This is a genomic window from Janthinobacterium sp. BHSEK (assembly GCF_056174685.1).
The window spans coordinates 42,084-60,335 of record NZ_JBWBYV010000093.1 but is presented as its reverse complement, the minus strand read 5'-3'; the positions used below and the strand labels follow the sequence as shown (position 1 = coordinate 60,335).

General features: G+C 62.3%; 18 protein-coding genes. 6 read left to right on the top strand and 12 right to left on the bottom strand.

Going from position 1 to position 18,252, the window contains the following annotated elements; translation table 11 throughout:
• Positions 1–555: 555 nt before the first annotated feature.
• Positions 556–1,086, bottom strand: coding sequence for an SRPBCC family protein (locus tag AC0V2Y_RS25730; protein WP_475414380.1), 531 nt, complete (start codon positions 1,084–1,086; stop codon positions 556–558).
• Positions 1,087–1,216: 130 nt separating this feature from the next.
• On the opposite strand from AC0V2Y_RS25730, the gene AC0V2Y_RS25725 reads away from it, so the two are divergent.
• Genes AC0V2Y_RS25725 through AC0V2Y_RS25710 form a run of 4 tightly spaced genes read left to right on the top strand, consistent with a single transcriptional unit; the run spans position 1,217 to position 5,864 of the window.
• On the top strand, positions 1,217–1,651 hold the full coding sequence (locus AC0V2Y_RS25725) for a MarR family winged helix-turn-helix transcriptional regulator (RefSeq protein ID WP_475414379.1): 435 nt from the start codon (positions 1,217–1,219) through the stop codon (positions 1,649–1,651).
• Complete coding sequence (locus AC0V2Y_RS25720; protein ID WP_475414378.1) at positions 1,648–3,222, top strand: DHA2 family efflux MFS transporter permease subunit; 1,575 nt, start codon at positions 1,648–1,650, stop codon at positions 3,220–3,222. The genes AC0V2Y_RS25725 and AC0V2Y_RS25720 overlap by 4 nt, the downstream gene beginning before the upstream one ends.
• Before the next feature lie 17 nt (positions 3,223–3,239).
• Positions 3,240–4,673 (top strand): efflux transporter outer membrane subunit, encoded by a 1,434-nt coding sequence (locus tag AC0V2Y_RS25715; protein ID WP_475414377.1) that lies wholly within the window; start codon positions 3,240–3,242, stop codon positions 4,671–4,673.
• 21 nt (positions 4,674–4,694) lie between these two features.
• A complete protein-coding gene (locus tag AC0V2Y_RS25710) occupies positions 4,695–5,864 on the top strand; it encodes an EmrA/EmrK family multidrug efflux transporter periplasmic adaptor subunit (protein ID WP_475414376.1) in 1,170 nt (389 codons plus the stop codon).
• Positions 5,865–5,964: 100 nt separating this feature from the next.
• On the opposite strand, the gene fusA is transcribed toward AC0V2Y_RS25710, so the two are convergent.
• Entirely contained in the window at positions 5,965–8,073 is a 2,109-nt protein-coding gene (fusA, locus tag AC0V2Y_RS25705; RefSeq protein WP_475414375.1) for an elongation factor G, read from the bottom strand.
• Between the two features lie 284 nt (positions 8,074–8,357).
• Between fusA and AC0V2Y_RS25700 the strand changes: the two genes are divergently transcribed.
• On the top strand, positions 8,358–9,476 hold the full coding sequence (locus AC0V2Y_RS25700; protein ID WP_475414374.1) for a phospholipase A: 1,119 nt from the start codon (positions 8,358–8,360) through the stop codon (positions 9,474–9,476).
• Positions 9,477–9,543: 67 nt separating this feature from the next.
• On the opposite strand, the gene AC0V2Y_RS25695 is transcribed toward AC0V2Y_RS25700, so the two are convergent.
• The 10 genes from AC0V2Y_RS25695 to mltG form a co-directional block, all read right to left on the bottom strand.
• Positions 9,544–9,741 carry a hypothetical protein gene (locus AC0V2Y_RS25695; protein ID WP_070218341.1) on the bottom strand — a complete coding sequence of 66 codons (198 nt, stop codon included), beginning with the start codon at positions 9,739–9,741 and terminating at the stop codon, positions 9,544–9,546.
• Between the two features lie 154 nt (positions 9,742–9,895).
• A complete protein-coding gene (locus tag AC0V2Y_RS25690; RefSeq protein WP_070218342.1) occupies positions 9,896–10,144 on the bottom strand; it encodes a hypothetical protein in 249 nt (82 codons plus the stop codon).
• Between the two features lie 216 nt (positions 10,145–10,360).
• The gene (locus AC0V2Y_RS25685; RefSeq protein ID WP_475414373.1) at positions 10,361–11,284 is read right to left on the bottom strand and encodes a class I SAM-dependent methyltransferase; all 924 of its coding nucleotides are present in this window, start codon (positions 11,282–11,284) and stop codon (positions 10,361–10,363) included.
• Between the two features lie 254 nt (positions 11,285–11,538).
• Entirely contained in the window at positions 11,539–12,189 is a 651-nt protein-coding gene (locus AC0V2Y_RS25680; RefSeq protein WP_475414372.1) for an ankyrin repeat domain-containing protein, read from the bottom strand.
• A gap of 16 nt (positions 12,190–12,205) precedes the next feature.
• Positions 12,206–12,985: a TatD family hydrolase gene (locus AC0V2Y_RS25675; RefSeq protein ID WP_475414371.1), complete on the bottom strand. Its 780-nt coding sequence runs from the start codon at positions 12,983–12,985 to the stop codon at positions 12,206–12,208.
• A 92-nt stretch (positions 12,986–13,077) separates the two neighbouring features.
• Positions 13,078–13,710, bottom strand: a complete 633-nt coding sequence (locus AC0V2Y_RS25670) for a carbonic anhydrase (protein ID WP_475414370.1) — start codon at positions 13,708–13,710, stop codon at positions 13,078–13,080.
• A gap of 57 nt (positions 13,711–13,767) precedes the next feature.
• Positions 13,768–14,154: a VOC family protein gene (locus AC0V2Y_RS25665; RefSeq protein ID WP_475414369.1), complete on the bottom strand. Its 387-nt coding sequence runs from the start codon at positions 14,152–14,154 to the stop codon at positions 13,768–13,770.
• A gap of 106 nt (positions 14,155–14,260) precedes the next feature.
• The gene (locus AC0V2Y_RS25660; RefSeq protein ID WP_475414368.1) at positions 14,261–15,289 is read right to left on the bottom strand and encodes a DNA polymerase III subunit delta'; all 1,029 of its coding nucleotides are present in this window, start codon (positions 15,287–15,289) and stop codon (positions 14,261–14,263) included.
• A 15-nt stretch (positions 15,290–15,304) separates the two neighbouring features.
• The gene (tmk, locus tag AC0V2Y_RS25655) at positions 15,305–15,946 is read right to left on the bottom strand and encodes a dTMP kinase (RefSeq protein ID WP_475414367.1); all 642 of its coding nucleotides are present in this window, start codon (positions 15,944–15,946) and stop codon (positions 15,305–15,307) included.
• Between the two features lie 23 nt (positions 15,947–15,969).
• On the bottom strand, positions 15,970–16,956 hold the full coding sequence (mltG, locus tag AC0V2Y_RS25650; protein WP_475414366.1) for an endolytic transglycosylase MltG: 987 nt from the start codon (positions 16,954–16,956) through the stop codon (positions 15,970–15,972).
• A gap of 176 nt (positions 16,957–17,132) precedes the next feature.
• On the opposite strand from mltG, the gene ygfZ reads away from it, so the two are divergent.
• Complete coding sequence (gene ygfZ, locus AC0V2Y_RS25645; protein ID WP_475414365.1) at positions 17,133–18,251, top strand: CAF17-like 4Fe-4S cluster assembly/insertion protein YgfZ; 1,119 nt, start codon at positions 17,133–17,135, stop codon at positions 18,249–18,251.
• Position 18,252 lies beyond the last annotated feature (1 nt).

Sequence of the window (18,252 nt, the reverse complement as noted above, 5' to 3'; positions counted from 1 at the left end):
AAAAGTATTTATTGACACACTTGACGAGGTTCGTCTGATTAGGAATGACGTCATGCATTTTGATCCAGCCGGAATTGAAGAAGAAGATATATTGACGCTATCAACCGCACTTCACTTCTTCATTTCTGTAAAAAACATGATGAAGTAAGGCCAACAATATCCGTATGATCAGCAATAGTTGCTTCAGGTCTATTGTGTTGAAAAACGCGGGTACGTTGACGTTGAGATAGAAATTCTACCAGCCTAGACTGGCCAGAACTGCAGCTATTGAACGATCACCGACTGCTTGGAGGTCTGAGACATCCCGAAATGGTTGCCGCTCGACATTTTCAACACAATAGGTCGAAAAAAGACGTTACTCAAACGCAAACTGCCAACGACAGCAAGAACACGCCCCCGCCTCAAACCAAGGCTCCCCGGGCCCAGCGGGCCTGAAAAATGGCCAGGGCAAGGCGCGCGGGCGAAGACAGTACGCATGTACGGCGAGCCCAAGCAACGCAGCCATGGCCATTTTCTCAGGCCCGCGGCTCTGGCCCGCCGTTCAAAACAATACCCTCACTGAACACGCGCCAGGTACTGTGCCAGCTGTGCAAAAGTAGCCTTGAACCCCTGCGTCATCGACTCATGCCCTTCCAGGAAAGTCTCATGCTGCTCATCGGTGGCCTTGTGCGGCGTCGACCGCAAGGTCATCGTCGTCTTGCCGTTTTCTTCCGTGAGGGTCATGACATTGAACGATTCCAATGGCCAGGTCGCGCTGACCGGGTGCTGCACGGCATTGCCCTGCTTGTCGGCGAATGACAAAATCGAGACGATCCTTTCCGGCGCTTCGATGGCCTGATAAGTAAACTTGCCCCACATCTCGTAGCCGTTGTCGGCGCGCATGCCGTAGTGGAAGACGCCGCCCGGCCGCAAGTCCAGCGCCAGCACGCTCAATTCGAAGCCGACGGGGCCCCACCATTGTGCCAGGCGCTCGGGCTCCACCCACGACTGGAACACCAGCTCGCGCGGCGCGTCGAAGGTTTGCGTGATGACAAAGTCGCTGCTGTCGCGGTGCTGTCCGTCCTGCTTCTGTTTTTCCGTCGTCATGCTGTCTCCTGATGGTGGTGGGCTGACTGTTAATGTACCAGCGGCGCCGACAAACGGAAAGGCCTGTACGCCTGTCAAACCAGCATGCTAGAATATTAGTTAGACACCTAACTATTAGACGACTCACCTTATGATTTCTATCGAAGAGCGCTTTTCCGCCGCGCTCCACAAGACGGCGCGCGGCTGGCGCCATGCCATCGACCGGCGCCTGAAGGACCTGGACCTGGGACAAGCGAGCTGGATGTGCATCGCCATGATCGCCAAATCGCCGCGGCCGCCCTCGCAAAGCGAATTGGCCCATCAGCTGGGCGTGGAAAACCCCACCATGGTATCGATGCTGGACCGGCTCGTGAAATCGGGCTTCGTGCAGCGCCAGCCGTCGGAAACGGACCGCCGCGTGAAACTCGTCGTGCTGACCGAGGCCGGCATGCTGGTCTATGACACCGTGCGCAAGGAAGCGGACGGCTTCCGCAAGGAACTGCTGCAGGGCATAGATCCCGATCAACTGCGGGCCGCCACCGAGTTGCTGGAAGCGCTACAGGCTGCGACGGAGAAATCCGCATGAGTTCGGCCACAGCCAGTGCCACGCCGGCGCTGCCCGCTTCACAGGACCCCACCCTGAACCGGCGCATGATCACGATATCGATCATGCTCGCCACCATCATCCAGGCGCTCGACGGCACCATCGCCAACGTCGCCCTGCCCCACATGCAGGGCAGCCTTTCCGCCTCGCAAGACCAGATCACCTGGGTGCTGACCTCCTTCATCGTCGCCGCCGCCATCGCCACGCCCCTGACGGGCTGGCTGTGCGACCGTTTCGGCCAAAAAAACACCTTTCTCGTGTCGGTTGCCGGCTTCACGCTCGCCTCCGTGCTGTGCGGCCTGTCCGGCACCCTGTCCGAGATCGTCGCCGCCCGCTTGCTGCAAGGCGTGTTCGGCGCGGCCCTGGTGCCGCTGTCGCAGGCGGTCTTGCTCGATATTAATCCGCGCGAAAAGCACGGCTCGGCCATGGCCATCTGGGGCATGGGCGTGATGATCGGCCCCATCCTGGGACCGACACTGGGCGGCTGGCTGACGGACAGCTACAGCTGGCGCTGGGTCTTCTTCATCAACATCCCCATCGGCGCCATGGCCTTCTATGGCATCTGGCGCTACATCCGCAAGGACCCGCCCAACCGCCGCATGCACTTTGACATGTTCGGCTTTGCCACCTTGAGCCTATCCATCGGCGCGCTGCAGATGCTGCTGGACCGGGGCGAGCAGAACGACTGGTTTTCCTCTACGGAAACGTGGCTCGAAGCCATCGTGCTGGCCATGAGCCTGTGTTATTTCATCGCCCACACGGCCCTGCGCCCGGCCGGCAAGTCCTTCCTCGATTACCGCCTGCTGAAGAATTCGAACTATGTGAGCGGCTTGCTGTTCATCTTCATCGTCGGCATGGTGCTGTTCGCCACCCGCGCGCTGACGCCGTCGATGCTGCAAGGCTTGATGAATTACCCGGCGGCCATTGCCGGCCTGGTGACGGCGCCCAGCGGGCTGGGCACGATGCTGGCCATGCTGATCGTCGGCAGGCTGACGGGCAAGATCGATACGCGCATCCTGCTGGGCGTGGGCTTTTCGATTACCGCGTTTTCGCTGTGGCAAATGGCCAATTTCACCTTGGACCTCGTGCCGAAGACGGTCGTGTGGAATGGCATCATCCAGGGCATCGGCCTGGGCCTCGTCTTCGTGCCCCTGAGCGCGGCCACGTTCGCCACCCTGTCGCCGCAGATGCGGGCGGAAGGCACGGCCATCTACAGCCTGGTGCGCAATATCGGCAGCAGCATCGGCATCGCCCTCGTGCAAACCTTGTTGGTGCGCAATACGCAGATCGCCCATGCGTCCCTGACGGAACACATCACTATCGCCAATCCGGCCCTGCATGACCCCGGCATCACCCAGGTGTTCGACCTGGGCACGAGCACGGGCATGGCGGCGCTGAATGGCGAAATCACGCGGCAGGCGTCGATGATCGCCTACCTCGACGACTTCTGGCTGATGATGTGGCTGACCATCCTCGTGCTGCCGCTTTTGCTCCTGATTAAACCACCGAAGAAAAATGCGCCCGTCGTGGTCGACCACGCGGCCATGGAATAACCCTCATGCACACACCGATGAAACTCTCCCTCAGCGTCCTGGCGCTCAGTTTATCCCTGACCGGCTGCGCCAGCATCCCGCCCGACACGCAACAGCTGCCGCAGCAAGACCTGGCCACCATGCAATTGGCGGCCGACATCCACCTGGCCAGCGAAGGCTGGCCCGCCGCCCAGTGGTGGCGCCAGTTCCAGGACGATCAGCTGGACCAGCTGATCGACCAGGCGCTGTCCGCCAGCCCGAACCTGGCGGTGGCGAATGCCCGCATCGGCTCGGCCCTGTCCGCGTTCGACGCGCAACATGCGGAGCGCGGCCCCAGGGTCGACCTGGGCGCGAACGCCAGCCGCCAGCGCTATTCGGGCAACGGCCTGATGCCCGCCCCCATCGGCGGCAATTACTACAATGAAATCACGGTGGGCGTGCAAGCCCATTACGACCTGGACTGGTGGGGCAAGCACAAGGCGCAGATCGCGGCCAGCCTGGGCGAAGTCAACGCGCGCCGTGCCGAGTACGCGATGGCGGAGCAGATGCTGGCGGCCGAGATCGCACGCCACTACTTCAGCATGCAAAACGGCTGGGCCCGCATGGACAACCTGCATGCGCTGGTGGCCCTGCAGCAGCAACTGGTGCTGGACAAGGAAAAGCGCATCGCCAACGGCCTCGGCGTCAGCGACGACCATCTGTCCGCGCAAACGCGGCTGAGCCTGCTTCAGCAGCAGATCGCCCTGCTGGAAACGCAGGTCGTCACGGAACGGGAAGCCTTGCGCGCCCTGCTCGGCGGCGACAGCTCGGCACTGGCCAGCCTGCAGCCGAGGCAGGCCCAGGCGCTGCCGCATGCGCTGCCCGGCAAGCTGGGCATGGAATTGCTGGCGCGCCGGCCCGACTTGCAGGCGGCGCGTTGGCGGGTACAGGCGGCCATGAGCAAGATCGAGGCGGCGCAGGCGTCGTTCTACCCCGATATCGACCTGGGAGCCTCGTTCGGCCTCGATGCCATCGAACTGGGCAAGCTGCTCGAGTCCGGCAGCCGCACCCTGTTCGTCGGCCCCGCCTTGTCCTTGCCCCTGTTCGACAGCGGCCGCCTGCAGGCGCAGCTTGCCGGCGCGCGCAGCGAACGCAACGAGCTGATCGCCGACTACAACCAGAACGTCTTCAATGTCGTGCGCGACGTGGCGCAGGCGGGCGCCAGGGTGCAAGGCGTGGAAAACCAGCTGCGCCTGCAGCAGGACAACCTGCGCGCCAGCGAAGCGCAGCTGCGCAACGCGAATGCCCGTCTAAAACAGGGACTAGCCGACCGCGCCACCCAGCTGAATGCGGAAATGACCGTGCGCGGCCAGGTCGACCTGGGCATGCAGCTGCAAAACCAGCGCCAGGACGCGGAAATCAGCCTGACCGTGGCACTGGGCGGCGGCTACCGGGGCAGCAGCGACTTTGCCGCCACGACGACTAAACAATAACGATCGATTACGGAACACATCATGAGCAGCGAAACCACAGCCACCACCACCTCCACCGAACAGCCGGGCAAGCGCAAGGCCGTCCTGATCGCCATCACGGCCGCCTTTCTCGTGGCGGGCGCCGCCTGGGCAGCCTATTATCAATTAGTGCTGGCCAAGGAAGAAGTCACGGACAACGCCTACGTGGGCGGCAACCTCGTCACCCTGTCCGCGCAAGTGACGGGCAATGTCGACGCCATCCGCGCCGACGAGACGCAGATGGTGAAAGCGGGCGCACCGCTGATCACGCTGAACGCCATCGATGCGGACCTGGCCCTGAGCCAGGCCGAGGCGCGCCTGGGCAACATCGTGCGCCAGGAGCGTGAGCGCTATGCCAGCGTGGCGCAGTACGACGCCGTCATCGAACAGCGCCGCCTGGCCCTGGCCACGGCGCAGGGCAACCTGGCCCGCCGCGCACCCTTGGCGCTGGACCACACGATCTCGGGCGAAGACCTTGTTCATGCGAAACAGGCCGTCGACGACGCCAAAGCGGCCTTGACGGTGGCGCAGCGCCAGGCCGAGTCCGCCAAATCGGGCGTGGCCGGCGTCAACCTGGCCAGCCATCCGGCCGTGCTGGCGGCCAGGGGCGACGTGCTGCAGGCGTGGCTGGCCGTGCGCCGCAACGCCGTGGTCGCCCCCGTCTCGGGCTATGTCGCCAAGCGCAGCGTGCAGCTGGGCTCGCACGTGACGCCGGGCACGCCCCTGATGTCCATCGTGCCGCTGGACCAGTTATGGGTCGATGCGAACTTCAAGGAATCGGAATTGCGCAATATCCGCGTGGGACAGGCGGCCGCCATCGAAACGGATTTGTACGGCAGCAAGGTGGTCTACCACGGCAAGGTGCTGGGCATGTCGGCCGGCACGGGCAGCGCGTTTTCCCTGCTCCCGGCGCAAAATGCCACGGGCAACTGGATCAAGGTGGTGCAACGCGTGCCCGTGCGCATCACGCTCGATCCGAAGGAACTGGCCGCCCACCCGCTGCGCATCGGCCTGTCGACGACGGTGTCGGTCGACACCAGCCATGGCGAAGGGGCGACCCTGGACCAGCCGATGGTGGCGTCCACCGTCTACACGACCAAGGTGTTGGAGCAGCCCGTGGGCGAGGCGGAGAAAATGGCCGATGCCATCATTGCGCAGAATCTTCTGAATTGATGCGTAGGTCGGCTTAGCGCAACGCGCGTAAGCCGACAACATTGTTGGCACGGCCGTTGGTGGTGTCGGATTACGCGGGGCGTTGCCCCGCTAATCCGACCTACCTGGCTTTACCGGCCGCCGCCACCTGGTCCAATATGTGCTTGGGCACGGCCGCATAATGCTTGAATTCCATCGTGTACGTGGCCCTGCCCTGGGTCAATGAGCGCAGGGTGGTGGAATAGCCGAACATCTCGGCCAGCGGCACCAGCGCCTTGACGATGCGCCCCGCGCCGCCGGGAATGTCGTCGACACCCTGCACCATGCCGCGCCGGGCCGTCAAATCGCCCATGACGTTGCCCATGAATTCTTCCGGCGTTTCCGCCTCCACCTGCATCATCGGTTCCAGCAGCACGGGCGACGCCTTGCGCATGCCATCCTTGAAGGCGATGGAGCCGGCCATGCGGAACGCGTTTTCGTTGGAATCGACGTCGTGGTAGGAGCCGAACGTCAATGTCGCCTTGACGTCGACGACCGGATAGCCGGCCAGCACGCCCGCCTTCAGGGTTTCGATGATGCCCTTGTCGACGGCGGGGATGAATTCGCGCGGCACCACGCCGCCCTTGATGGCGTCGACGAACTGGTAGCCCGTGCCCGGCTCCAGCGGTTCGAGTTTCAGCACCACGTGGCCGTACTGACCCCGTCCGCCCGACTGCTTGACGAACTTGCCCTCGACGTCTTCCACCGTGCGCGTGATGGTTTCGCGGTACGCCACCTGGGGCTTGCCCACGTTCGCTTCCACGCCGAATTCGCGCCGCATGCGATCGACCAGGATTTCCAGATGCAATTCTCCCATGCCCGACATGATGGTCTGGCCCGATTCCTCGTCCGTATGCACCCTGAACGACGGATCTTCCTGCGCCAGGCGGTTCAGGGCGATGCCCATCTTTTCCTGGTCCGGCTTGGTCTTCGGTTCGACCGCCTGGGAAATCACGGGTTCCGGGAAGATCATCTTTTCCAGCACGATGACGTGGTCGATGGCGCACAGGGTGTCGCCCGTGGTGACGGCCTTCAGGCCCACGGCGGCGGCGATGTCGCCCGCATACACTTCCTTGATTTCCTTGCGCTCGTTCGCATGCATCTGCAAAATGCGCCCCAAGCGCTCGCGCGCGCTCTTGGTGGGGTTGTAGACCATGTCGCCCGAATTGACCACGCCGGAATACACGCGGAAGAAAGTCAGTTGTCCCACGAACGGGTCCGTCATGATCTTGAAGGCCAGCGCGGAGAAATGCTCGTCGTCGGCCGGATGGCGCTCCACTTCGTTGTCGTGCTCGTCGTGGCCCATGATGGGCGGCACTTCCAGCGGCGACGGCAGGTATTCGATGACGGCGTCCAGCATCGCCTGCACGCCCTTGTTTTTAAAGGCGCTGCCGCACAGCATGGGCACGATTTCGTTGCGGATGGTGCGCGCGCGCAAGGCCTGCTTGAGCTCCGCTTCGGTGAACGTGTCGCCATTCAGGTAGCGTTCCGTCATCTCGGTGGTGGCCTCGGCCGCGTGTTCGACCAGGTGCTCGTGCCATTCCTGCGCCTGCGCCAGCAGCTCGGCGGGAATCTCGCCATAGCTGAACTGCACGCCCTGGCTGGCGTCGTCCCAGGTGATGGCGCGCATCTTCAGCAGGTCGATGACACCCGTGAAATGCTCTTCGGCGCCGATGGGCAGCTGGATGGGCACGGCCACGCCTTTCAGGCGCTCGCCGATCTGCTTGCGCACGCGCAGGAAATCCGCGCCCACCCGGTCCATCTTGTTGATGAAGGCGATGCGCGGCACGTGGTATTTATTGGCTTGCCGCCAGACGGTTTCCGATTGCGGCTGCACGCCGCCGACGGCATCGTAGACCATCACGGCGCCGTCGAGCACGCGCATCGAGCGCTCCACCTCGATCGTGAAATCCACGTGGCCGGGCGTGTCGATGATGTTGATGCGGTGTTCGGGGAAGTTGCCGGCCATGCCTTTCCAGAACGCCGTGGTGGCGGCCGAGGTGATGGTGATGCCCCGTTCCTGCTCCTGCTCCATCCAGTCCATGGTGGCGGCGCCATTGTGTACTTCGCCGATCTTGTGATTGACCCCCGTATAAAACAGGATGCGCTCGGTGGTGGTGGTCTTGCCGGCGTCGATATGGGCGCTGATGCCGATGTTGCGGTAGCGCTCGATAGGTGTTTTGCGGGTCATCACAATCTCCATGGCTAGCCCGGCACGACTGTGTTTGCGCCGGTTTTCCAGTGTAGCAGACATCGATTTGCGCGGCTCGGGTGACCGGTTTTTACCATGCGTACAACACTGTTACCCCCGCGCACGGCTGGCGCACGGGGCAATCGAGGTATTCCGCTATACTTTCAAAACTATTAATCCAACAAAGATTAATCAGGATCAAGACGCACGGTGATTTATCGTGCAAGGCGACGCCGCCGGCATGCAGCCCAGGTGCGCACCGAATGACATGCCCCACTCAGCCTATGACCATCCAACTAAGAAAAATAATCCTCTCCTCCCTGCTGGCGTCGCCGGCGCTGGCCATGGCCGGCGAACTGGAACAGCAAATGCAGCGTTGCGCCGTGCTTGGTGACGCCAGCGCCCGCCTGGGCTGCTTCGACACTCTGGCCAAGGCGGCGGAAAAAGCCACCATCGCCGCCGGCGGTGACCCTGCCACGGCTGCCGTCACCCTGGCAGCGGCCGCCGAGGTCGCCCCCATCACGCCCGTCAGCCCGCCGGGCGTGGCCACGCCGGACGCCGTCAACGCCGCCATCCCCGCCATCGCGCAGGCTGGCGCGGCGCCGCCGGAAGCACCGATTTCGCGCACCCAGCAATCGTGGGAACTCAACGATGCCTCGAAGCGGGGCCTGTTCAACTTCCGCCCGCACCGCGACACTTATTTGCTGCTGGCCAACTACAGCGACGCCTCGAACGACGAACCGTTCCAGGATTTCACGCCGGGCGGCATCAAGAGCCAGCACGTGGAATTGACGTTCCAGCTGAGTTTCAAGATGAAGCTGCTGGAAGACATCGCCGGCACGCCCATCGACATGTGGTTCGGCTATACGCAGCAAAGTTTCTGGCAGGCGTATAACCGCAAGGCTTCGAGCCCCTTCCGCGAGACCAATTACCAGCCGGAGCTGATGCTGATCTTGCCGATCAACAAGAATTTCGCGGGCGTGGAATTCAACTACCTGAACCTGGGCCTGGTGCACCAGTCGAATGGCCAGACGTCGACCCTGTCGCGCAGCTGGAACCGCGTGTATGCCGAGCTGGGCATGGAAAAAGACAACCTGGCCGTCACGACGCGCATCTGGCACCGCCTCGACAATGGCAAGACCGACAATGACAATATCGACATCACCGATTACATGGGGCATGGCGACTTGCGCGTAAGCTACCGCAACAAGGGCCATGAATACGCCGTCACGGCGCGCCGCAATTTCAGCAAGAAGCATGGCTCCATGCAGGCAAGCTGGGCTTTCCCATTGAAGGCCAACCTGAAAGGCTATCTGCAGCTGTTCTCCGGCTATGGCCAGAGCCTGATCGACTATAACTATTCGCAGAAATCGATCGGCGCCGGTTTCATGGTCGACCTGTAAGCGGTGTAAACGGTACATGCATAAAAAAATGGCGCCGACGGCGCCATTTTTTTATGGGAAATCCAGTTCAGTGCCGCCCGCCGCCCAGCACGCGGGCCGGCAGCATGACGATGGCGCGCAGCAATTCGAACACGCCTTCCACGCCGATGCCGATCAAACGGAACGGCAGCAACAGCAGCCAGGCCAGCGGATACAGCACGAGGGCCAGCAAGGCCAGGGGCCAGCACACCAGCAAGAGCAGCAGCCACAGCACGAATCCCAGCATCGCGTTTCCCCCTAGAATGAAATGTGCGGAGCAAGCCGTGCTTGCCCCGCTACCGTGACGGCACTGTAATCAAGCGCCGCCGCGGCGGCAACGGCCATGCGATGAACGGCACAATGCGGGGATGAACGGTGCAAAAACGGGAATGAACGGAGGCTTATTGGCCGACGCAAATCACTTTCGTGATGTATTCGTGCGCGTTCGGCTTCTTGCTGGCGGCCCATTTGATGGCCTGGTTGGCCTCTTCGATGGTCAGGATGGAAGCCTTGTCCTTCGACTTGATGAAGGACACGCCTTCAAACACGCCTTCCTTGCTGCGCATTACCTTGGCAAACACGGGCGGCTTGGTCTCGCCGTCGCTGATTTTATTCTGTTGCACGAGGTAACGCTGATCGATCTGTTCCATGATAATAAAGCTGTCCAGTGGTAAAAGACGGAATATACCCTGAATGGACAAACGCCGCAGGATGAAATCGCTGCGGCGTTGCCCAAATTTGGTTTCGAACGGCTGACAAAACCGTCGCGAGCGGCAGTGAGTTGTGGCTAAGAAGCGCAACCGTACTTTAGTACGGTGAGCATCGCAGGCCGCAAATCGCGACGCGCAGCAGGGTTGGTCAGCTGGTCAGGCGTAGACGGGGTTCTGCGTGACTGGCTGCAGATTCACGTCATAGATCACCTGCGCGCGGACCGACGTTTCCAGCGAAGGAATCGAACCGCCCGCGCGGTACTGGAAGCTCACCTGCAGCACGTCGCCCGCCTTCACGGCCAGCGGCGCGGCCAGCGGCAGGCACATGTAGTGATTCAGCCAGTCGATGGTGGTCGAGCGCTCGGGCACCACGGCCAGGATGTTCTTGGTGACGAAACGCAAGGCGTTCAGGGTGCCGCTGCGCTCGACGACGAACTTGCCGTCGAAGCCGAACACGCTATCCGTCGGCTGGCTGAAGTCGATGATGCTGTAGACGGACGGCGGCGCCAGTTCCAGCACGCCCGGATGGATGGCCGTGGTTTCCTGAAATTGCACGATGGGCGCGTAAAAACCCTCGAAATCGTATTCCTGCTGCATCGGCTGCACGGCCATGATGACGGCCTCGGGCAGGAAGATCGGCAGCGGGCCGCCGAAGCGGGCCAGGTAGCGGCGCTTGAACGACTCGATCACTTCCACCTGCTTTTCGCGCAGCATGCCTACATGGATCATTTCGCAGATGACCACGTCGACAGGCTCGGGCGGCAGATATTCAAAGGCGTCCGCGTGGACGACTTCCACCTTTTCACCGTTCGGGTTGAGCGCCAGCATCTTGCGCGCTTCCTTGACCATGTCCGGATTGAACTCCACGCACCAGACCTTGTCGGCGCGCGCGGCCGCGAACCACGACAGCACGCCCGTGCCGCCGCCCAGCTCCAGCACCTTCATCCCGGGTTTCACCGCATAATCGATCGCCGACTTGAACCCGTGCATGCGGTTCTGGTCCATCAACATATTGTGATGGTAATGGACGGGGATAAATTGCCCCAGGTAACAACTCTCGATTTCTCGTTCATTCAGCATGTCTGTCCTCTTGGAGTCTGGCTCCGATGGCCGATCGGTTTTGTCATTCCAGAAAGCAGTGATATCGCACGGGCTGCGCGCGGGGCGGCGACAATACAGCCGGCGCCTGACGGTGGTGGGATGGCCCATGCGAACAATCTCCTGATTAATGCGACACGATCATTATCGTTAATCGCCAGGGAGAACAAAGGGCTGAGGTGAGAGGCAATTCCATGCCAGTTTCAGCGCTGGCATGGAAAATATTACTAGAACGATCACTTGCGCGCTGCGCGCGCCTTCTGTGCCGCTTCGATGATGGCCACCACACCCGGCTTGTCGCCCGCCTGGGCGAACTGTGCGGCCGTCCAGCCATGGTCGCTCTTCAGGCTGGCGTCCGCGCCCCAGGACAGCAGCAGCTTGACGGCGCCCTCCTGTCCTTCGCGGGCGGCAAACATCAGCGGCGTGACGTTGGCGGGCGCGCGCGCATCGACGACGGCGTCGCGGTCCAGAAAAATCTTCATGATGGGCAGGTCGCCGGCCGAGGCCGCATAATGGAGCGCCGTCCAGCCGCTCTGGTTGACCTTGGCACCCTTGGCCAGCAAGGCGTTCACCGCGTCCAGCTTGTGCTTGTAGGCGGCCATCATCAACGCCGTGTTGCCGTTGGCCGAACGGGCCTCGATGTCGATGCCCGGCGCGTCGAGCAGCACCTGGAAAACCCGGTCCGCATCGTCGCGCAAGGCCAGCACGAGGGGAATATCGCCGCGCTGCGCGTCAGGCTGGTTCGGATTCATGCCCTCAATCAGCATGCTGCGCACGCCGCTGGCGTTGTTGACGGACACGGCGCGGAAGAACGCATCGGGTTCCGGCGCCGCCTGGCTGGCGGCGGCGCAGCACAGCAACATCGCCAGCGCGAGTTTTTTCATCATGTTTTACCTTAAGAAGTTATGGCAACTGATTGAATAACTTGAAGAAATTTTCCGTCGTCTGGCGTGCCACCTGTTCCAGGGGAATGCCTTTCAGGATCGACAGGTATTCCGCCACGTGGGCCACATAGCCCGGTTCGTTCATGCGGCCGCGGAACGGCACGGGCGCCAGGTACGGCGAATCCGTTTCGATCAAGATGCGCTCGAGCGGCACTTCCAGCGCCACCGCCTGCAAATCCTTGGCGCTCTTGAACGTGACGATGCCGGAAAACGAAATATAGAAACCCATATCGATGGCGGCGCGCGCCACTTCCAGCGATTCCGTAAAGCAATGCATGACGCCGGCCACGCCGCCGTCGGCCACGCCCGCGCCCTCTTCGCGCATGATGCGGATCGTGTCTTCGCTGGCCGCTCTTGTGTGGATAATCAAGGGTTTACGGGTGATTCTTGAAGCTTTGATGTGGGTCCTGAAACGCTCGCGCTGCCACTCCAGGTCGCCCGTCAGGCGGAAATAGTCGAGGCCCGTCTCGCCGATGGCGATGATCTTCGGGTGATCGGCCAGACGCACCAGGTCTTCCACGGACGGTTCAGGCGTGTCTTCATAATCGGGATGCACGCCGACGGAGGCAAAGATATGCGGATACCGCTCGGCCAGGGCCAGCACCTGCGGAAAGTCCGGCAGGTCGACGGACACGCACAGGGCGTGCGTCACCTTGTTCTCGGCCATCTTGGCGAGGATCTCGGGCATGCGAGCGGCCAGCTCGGGGAAATTGATATGGCAATGGGAATCGATATACATAAGGCGGGATTGTACCGGAGGGAGCAAAAACCGGCAGGGCAACGGCGGCGGCGCGCATCCCCTGCCGGGGCGGTTCGGATGCTGGCAGCCGATTACATCTGCGAGGCAGGATGTTCCGCCAGCGGAACGAAGTTGCCGGTCGACTCGTCGAGCGCGTCGAGCGAGCCGTTCTCGATGTCGTACACCCAGCCATGCAAGGTCAGCCGATGTTGCGCCATGGCCAGCGCCACCGAGGGATGGGTGCGCAGGTTATTCAGCTGCGCCACCACGTTGGCGCGCACCATGCCGTCGATGCGCGACTGCTCCGTCGGATGCTCGACCGATTCGTTGATTATGCGCGCCGCGTCCGCATGGTGCAGCCAGCTGCGCACGGCCGGCATGTGATCGAGGCAGGCGCAGGTGGCGATCGCCTTCATCGCGCCGCAATCAGAATGGCCGCAAATGACGATGTCGGTCACGTTCAGGGCAGACACGGCAAACTCCACCGTGGCGCTGACGCCGCCCGGCTCGGGTCCGTACGAGGGCACGATGTTGCCCGCGTTACGGATCACGAAGAGTTCGCCTGGTTCGCGCTGCGTCACCAGTTCGGGCACCATGCGGCTGTCCGAGCAGGAAATGAACAGGGCCTTGGGAGTTTGTCCCGTGGCCAAGGTCTTGAACAGCTCGCGGCGCTCAGGAAAAACCTCTTTTTGGAAACGTAGGAATCCAGCAATAATGTCGCGCATAAATAAATGAAATGGTTAGCCGAACCCGTATTATCGCTGATCTGGCGCCTGCATTGCCTATTGCCCTTCGGGCGGCTGCCACAGTTCCACCTTGTTGCCCTCGGGATCGATGACCCAGCCGAACTGGCCGTATGCCGAGTCGGGCGCCTTGTCCAGCACGTTACAGCCTTCGTCACGCAAGGCTTGCAGCAGCGCATCCAGGTCGTCGACCCGGTAATTGACCATGAAGGACGCCTTGCCGGGCGCGAACTGCTCGCTGTCTTTGGCCGCCACGGACCAGATGGTGGTGCCGGCCGTGGGCTGGCCAGCGGCGTCCGTCCAGGTGAAGGCGGCGCCGCCCCAGGGCTGCACGTCCAGGCCCAGGTGGCGCTGGTACCAGGCGCGCAGCGCCGCCGGGTCTTGCGCGTGGAAAAAGATGCCGCCGATGCCAGTGACCCGTTGCATGCACGCCTCCGTTGCTGTCCAGTGCCTTGACTGTAACACCGGCTTGCCGGCGTGGCAAACGGCGCAGAGATAATTTACATTAACTTTACAATCCAAGTACTTGATTTTATTGGCAACTGAATGCGTAGTCGAGCAACATGTCTTCGAGGAACAGCTTGGGCGACAGGGGATGCTCGGCAATCGCCCGGCGTTCGTTGGCCGACTTGATGGCGGCCATCAGGCGGCTGACGTTGATGCGCCCTGCCAGCGCTTCCAGTTCGCGCCGGTGGCGCGGGTAGTAGCGGATGGTGCCGGACAACTTGACGGAAAACACGTCGTACAGCCAGCGCTGCAGGGACGCCACCAGCGGCGCCAGTGGCGCCTTCTGTAATTTGTCGGCCGCCTTCAGGGCCGCTTCCACGCCGGGATTGGCCAGTACCTGCAGCAACTGTTCCGTTTCCTCGCGGCCGCCCGACTCGGACTGGGCCAGCGCGGCCAGCGGCGCGCCGCCCTGCTCGCGCAGCCAGCTGTCCGCATCGCTCAAGCCCTGGGCCTTGAGCCAGGTCAAAGCCTGCTCGTGGCTGGGCATGGGCAAGGCAAACTTGCGACAGCGCGACAGGATGGTCGGCAGCAGGCGGTCCAGACTGTTCGATGCCAGCAGGAACAGGGTGCCCGGCGGCGGCTCTTCCAGCGTTTTCAGCAAGGCGTTCGAGGCGGGCGTGTTGAGCGCCTCGGCCGGATACAGTACCACCACGCGCAAGCCTTGCCGGTGCGTGGAAATGTTCATGAAGTCCGCCAGGTTGCGGATCTGCTCGATCTTGATGTCTTTCGACGGCGTCTTGCTCTTGGCGCTTTTCTTCGCGCCTTCGCCCTCTTCGCCATCGTCGGCCACCTCGTCTTCCAGCGCTTCCGGACGCACGCGGCGGTAATCGGGATGGTTGCCCTGGCTAAACCAGCCGCACGAGGCGCAGGCGCCGCAGGCATGGCCGTCGGCGCGCACGTCTTCGCACAGCAGCGCTTGCGCGAAATGCTCGATGAAGTCGGCCTTGCCGATGCCTTGCGCGCCATGGAACAAAATGGCGTGCGGCATGCGCGGGCGCAAGGCTTGCAACTGCTGCCAGGCGTCCTGTTGCCACGGATAGAGAGAACTGGTCATATTATTCTTTGTCAATCAACGTGTTGCAACACTTTGTTCAAGCAATTCATCAAGCAGTTTTGCCAGCTGAACCTGGATGTCGGCAATGCTTTGCGTGGAATCGATGATGCGGAAACGCTGCGGGAACTGGGCCGCCCGGCGCAGATACTCATTGCGCGTGGCGGCAAAGAAGTCCGCCCGCTCTTGCTCGAATTTATCCAGTGCGCGCGTGGCGTCCAGGCGGGCTCTAGCCACGGCCAGCGGCACGTCGAACAGGAACGTGATGTCCGGCTGCAGATGCGGATGCACCCACGCTTCCAGCTGCTCCATCTTGCGCAAGTCCATGCCGCGCCCGCCGCCCTGGTAGGCGAAACTGGCATCCGTAAAGCGGTCGGAAATGACCCACTCGCCCCGTTCCAGGGCGGGCGCGATGACTTGCGCGATGTGTTCGCGGCGGCTGGCGAACATCAGCAGGGCTTCCGTTTCCAGGTGCATCTTTTCATGCAGCAGCAGTTCGCGCAGCTTTTCGCCCAGGCTGGTGCCGCCCGGTTCGCGCGACGAGACGAGGGTCACGCCCCGCTGCCGCAGGTAATCGGTAACAAAGCCGATATGCGTCGACTTGCCCGCGCCATCGATGCCTTCGAAGGTGATGAAGCGGGGTTGATAGTGTTGTGTCATGAAACTCTTGATCTGATAAGGAATTAGCGCTGGTACTGGTTCACGGCGCGGTTATGGTCGGGCAAGTTGGCCGAGAACTGGCTGGTGCCGTCGCCGCGCGCGACGAAATACAGGGCCTGCGTGCGGGCCGGCGCCAGGGCCGCCGTCAGCGATTGCGCGCCGGCCAGGGCGATCGGCGTGGGCGGCAAGCCGCCGCGCGTGTAGGTATTGTACGGGGTGTCCGCTTCCAGGTCGCGTTTGCGGATCTTGCCCTGGTAGTTATCGCCCATGCCATAGATTACGGTCGGGTCCGTCTGCAGCAGCATGCCCGTCTTGAGGCGGTTGACGAACACGCCGGCGATCATGGCCCGCTCGGACTTTTGCCCCGTTTCCTTTTCCACGATGGACGCCATGATCAGCGCCTCGTACGGGTTTTTATATGGCAAGGCCGGATCGCGCTTGTCCCACGCTTCGGACAGCCGGCCGATCATGGCCGTGTGCGCCTGCCTGAAAATCTGCATTTCGCTGGCGCCCTTGGCGAACAGATAGGTATCGGGGAAGAACAGGCCTTCCGGCAACACGTATTCCGGGCTGATCTTCGCCATCAGTTCCTTGTCGGACAGGCCCGCGGTATCGTGCTTGAGGCCGGGATGATTCGCCATGGCCGCGCGCATCTGCTTGAAAGTCCAGCCTTCGATGATGGTCAAGGATTCCTGCGCGAACTCGCCGCGGGCCAGCTGCGTGATCAGACGCTGCGGCGTCGTGCCCGGTTTCAGCTCGTAGGAGCCGGCCTTGATCTTCGAGGTCTTGCCTTCGATGCGCGCCAGCATGTTGAACAGGATGGGCACGATGGGCACGCCCGCGTCCGCGATCTGCTGGCCGGCCGCATGCGCGCCGCTGCCCGGGCTGATCGTAAACGGGATCGCTTCGCCGTCCGTGGTGATGGGCTGCTGCGCCCAATACACAAAAGTACCGCCCACGCCGATGGCGGCGATGACTGAACTGACTACAAGTTTTTTAAAGAAAGCCATTGTTCCGATTCTTGTGATGCGCTCGCTGGCGGGCAACGCGCGCTTGTTATGATCGTTCATTTGTGAAGCAAGTGCGCGCAAAGCGGCGCCAACACTGGCAATCTTGCCGCTGCCGACGCAATCTGCGCGACATCACTATAATGAACCCGTAATGATAATGCTTAATCGCTGATCTAATGGAAATTATGAATAACTGGAATCAATTTTTAACTGCCCAAGGCGCCCGCCCCGCCGCCACCGATGGCGCGCCTGACGGCACCGCACTTGCCACCGGCGTCTCCCCCATCGCCGATTTCGGCTCATCCCTGACCGTGCCCCAGCTGCAAGAAGGTTTTGTCGCGGCCATCACGGACCAGGGCTTGATCGGCTTGAACGGCGACGATGCGGCCAGTTTCCTGCACGGCCAGTTGACCAATGACGTGGAACATCTGAACCAGGAGCAAGTACGCCTGGCCGGCTACTGCACGCCGAAGGGCCGCCTGCTGGCCAGTTTCCTGATGTGGCGCAACGCCACCACCATTTATCTGCAATTGCCGCGCGCCATACAGCCGGCCATCCAGAAGCGCCTGCAGATGTTCGTGCTGCGCGCCAAGGCCAAACTGCACGATGCATCCCTTGATGAAGCGAACCAGGTCATGCTGGGCCTCGGCGGCAAGCAAGCCGGCGCGGCCCTGTCCGCACTGTTTTCCACTCTGCCCGCCGCGCCGTTCAGCAAGGTCGAGCACGCGCTGGGCACCCTGCTGCGCGTGGCCGATGCCTTTGGCAGCGCCCGCTATGAATGGCTGACGTCGGCCGCCACGGCGCGCGACGTGTGGCCGCAATTGACGCAACAGCTGGCCAAGGGCGGCAATGACGCCTGGCAATTGTCCGACATCCACGCGGGCATCCCGCAGATCACGGCCGCCACGCAAGAGCAATTCGTGCCGCAGATGGTCAACTTCGAGCTGCTGGGCGGCGTCAATTTCAAGAAAGGCTGCTACCCGGGCCAGGAAATCGTCGCGCGCAGCCAGTACCTGGGCAAGCTCAAGCGCCGCACCACCCTCGTCAGCATCGCCGATGCATCCGTCGTGGCCGGCGGCGAACTGTTTGCCGTCAGCGACCCCGAGCAGCCTTGCGGCATGGTCGTCAACGCGGCGCCGAACGGCGTGGGCGGCATCGACGCCCTCGTCGAAATGAAGCTGGGGGCAATCGAAGAAGGTTCAAGCGCCGCCGGCGCCGTGCGCTACGGCTCGGTCCAGGGTGGTCACGTGCAGTTCCTGCCCATGCCTTACGTGCTCGACGCACTCGACTTGTGAG

What these genes read in the sequence shown, in the direction of transcription:
- AC0V2Y_RS25730 (WP_475414380.1), bottom strand. Translation starts at nt 1,086, where the DNA reads ATGACGACGGAAAAACAGAAGCAGGACGGACAGCACCGCGACAGCAGC.
- AC0V2Y_RS25725 (WP_475414379.1), top strand. Translation starts at nt 1,217, where the DNA reads ATGATTTCTATCGAAGAGCGCTTTTCCGCCGCGCTCCACAAGACGGCG.
- AC0V2Y_RS25720 (WP_475414378.1), top strand. Translation starts at nt 1,648, where the DNA reads ATGAGTTCGGCCACAGCCAGTGCCACGCCGGCGCTGCCCGCTTCACAG.
- AC0V2Y_RS25715 (WP_475414377.1), top strand. Translation starts at nt 3,240, where the DNA reads ATGAAACTCTCCCTCAGCGTCCTGGCGCTCAGTTTATCCCTGACCGGC.
- AC0V2Y_RS25710 (WP_475414376.1), top strand. Translation starts at nt 4,695, where the DNA reads ATGAGCAGCGAAACCACAGCCACCACCACCTCCACCGAACAGCCGGGC.
- fusA (WP_475414375.1), bottom strand. Translation starts at nt 8,073, where the DNA reads ATGACCCGCAAAACACCTATCGAGCGCTACCGCAACATCGGCATCAGC.
- AC0V2Y_RS25700 (WP_475414374.1), top strand. Translation starts at nt 8,358, where the DNA reads ATGACCATCCAACTAAGAAAAATAATCCTCTCCTCCCTGCTGGCGTCG.
- AC0V2Y_RS25695 (WP_070218341.1), bottom strand. Translation starts at nt 9,741, where the DNA reads ATGCTGGGATTCGTGCTGTGGCTGCTGCTCTTGCTGGTGTGCTGGCCC.
- AC0V2Y_RS25690 (WP_070218342.1), bottom strand. Translation starts at nt 10,144, where the DNA reads ATGGAACAGATCGATCAGCGTTACCTCGTGCAACAGAATAAAATCAGC.
- AC0V2Y_RS25685 (WP_475414373.1), bottom strand. Translation starts at nt 11,284, where the DNA reads ATGCTGAATGAACGAGAAATCGAGAGTTGTTACCTGGGGCAATTTATC.
- AC0V2Y_RS25680 (WP_475414372.1), bottom strand. Translation starts at nt 12,189, where the DNA reads ATGATGAAAAAACTCGCGCTGGCGATGTTGCTGTGCTGCGCCGCCGCC.
- AC0V2Y_RS25675 (WP_475414371.1), bottom strand. Translation starts at nt 12,985, where the DNA reads ATGTATATCGATTCCCATTGCCATATCAATTTCCCCGAGCTGGCCGCT.
- AC0V2Y_RS25670 (WP_475414370.1), bottom strand. Translation starts at nt 13,710, where the DNA reads ATGCGCGACATTATTGCTGGATTCCTACGTTTCCAAAAAGAGGTTTTT.
- AC0V2Y_RS25665 (WP_475414369.1), bottom strand. Translation starts at nt 14,154, where the DNA reads ATGCAACGGGTCACTGGCATCGGCGGCATCTTTTTCCACGCGCAAGAC.
- AC0V2Y_RS25660 (WP_475414368.1), bottom strand. Translation starts at nt 15,289, where the DNA reads ATGACCAGTTCTCTCTATCCGTGGCAACAGGACGCCTGGCAGCAGTTG.
- tmk (WP_475414367.1), bottom strand. Translation starts at nt 15,946, where the DNA reads ATGACACAACACTATCAACCCCGCTTCATCACCTTCGAAGGCATCGAT.
- mltG (WP_475414366.1), bottom strand. Translation starts at nt 16,956, where the DNA reads ATGGCTTTCTTTAAAAAACTTGTAGTCAGTTCAGTCATCGCCGCCATC.
- ygfZ (WP_475414365.1), top strand. Translation starts at nt 17,133, where the DNA reads ATGGAAATTATGAATAACTGGAATCAATTTTTAACTGCCCAAGGCGCC.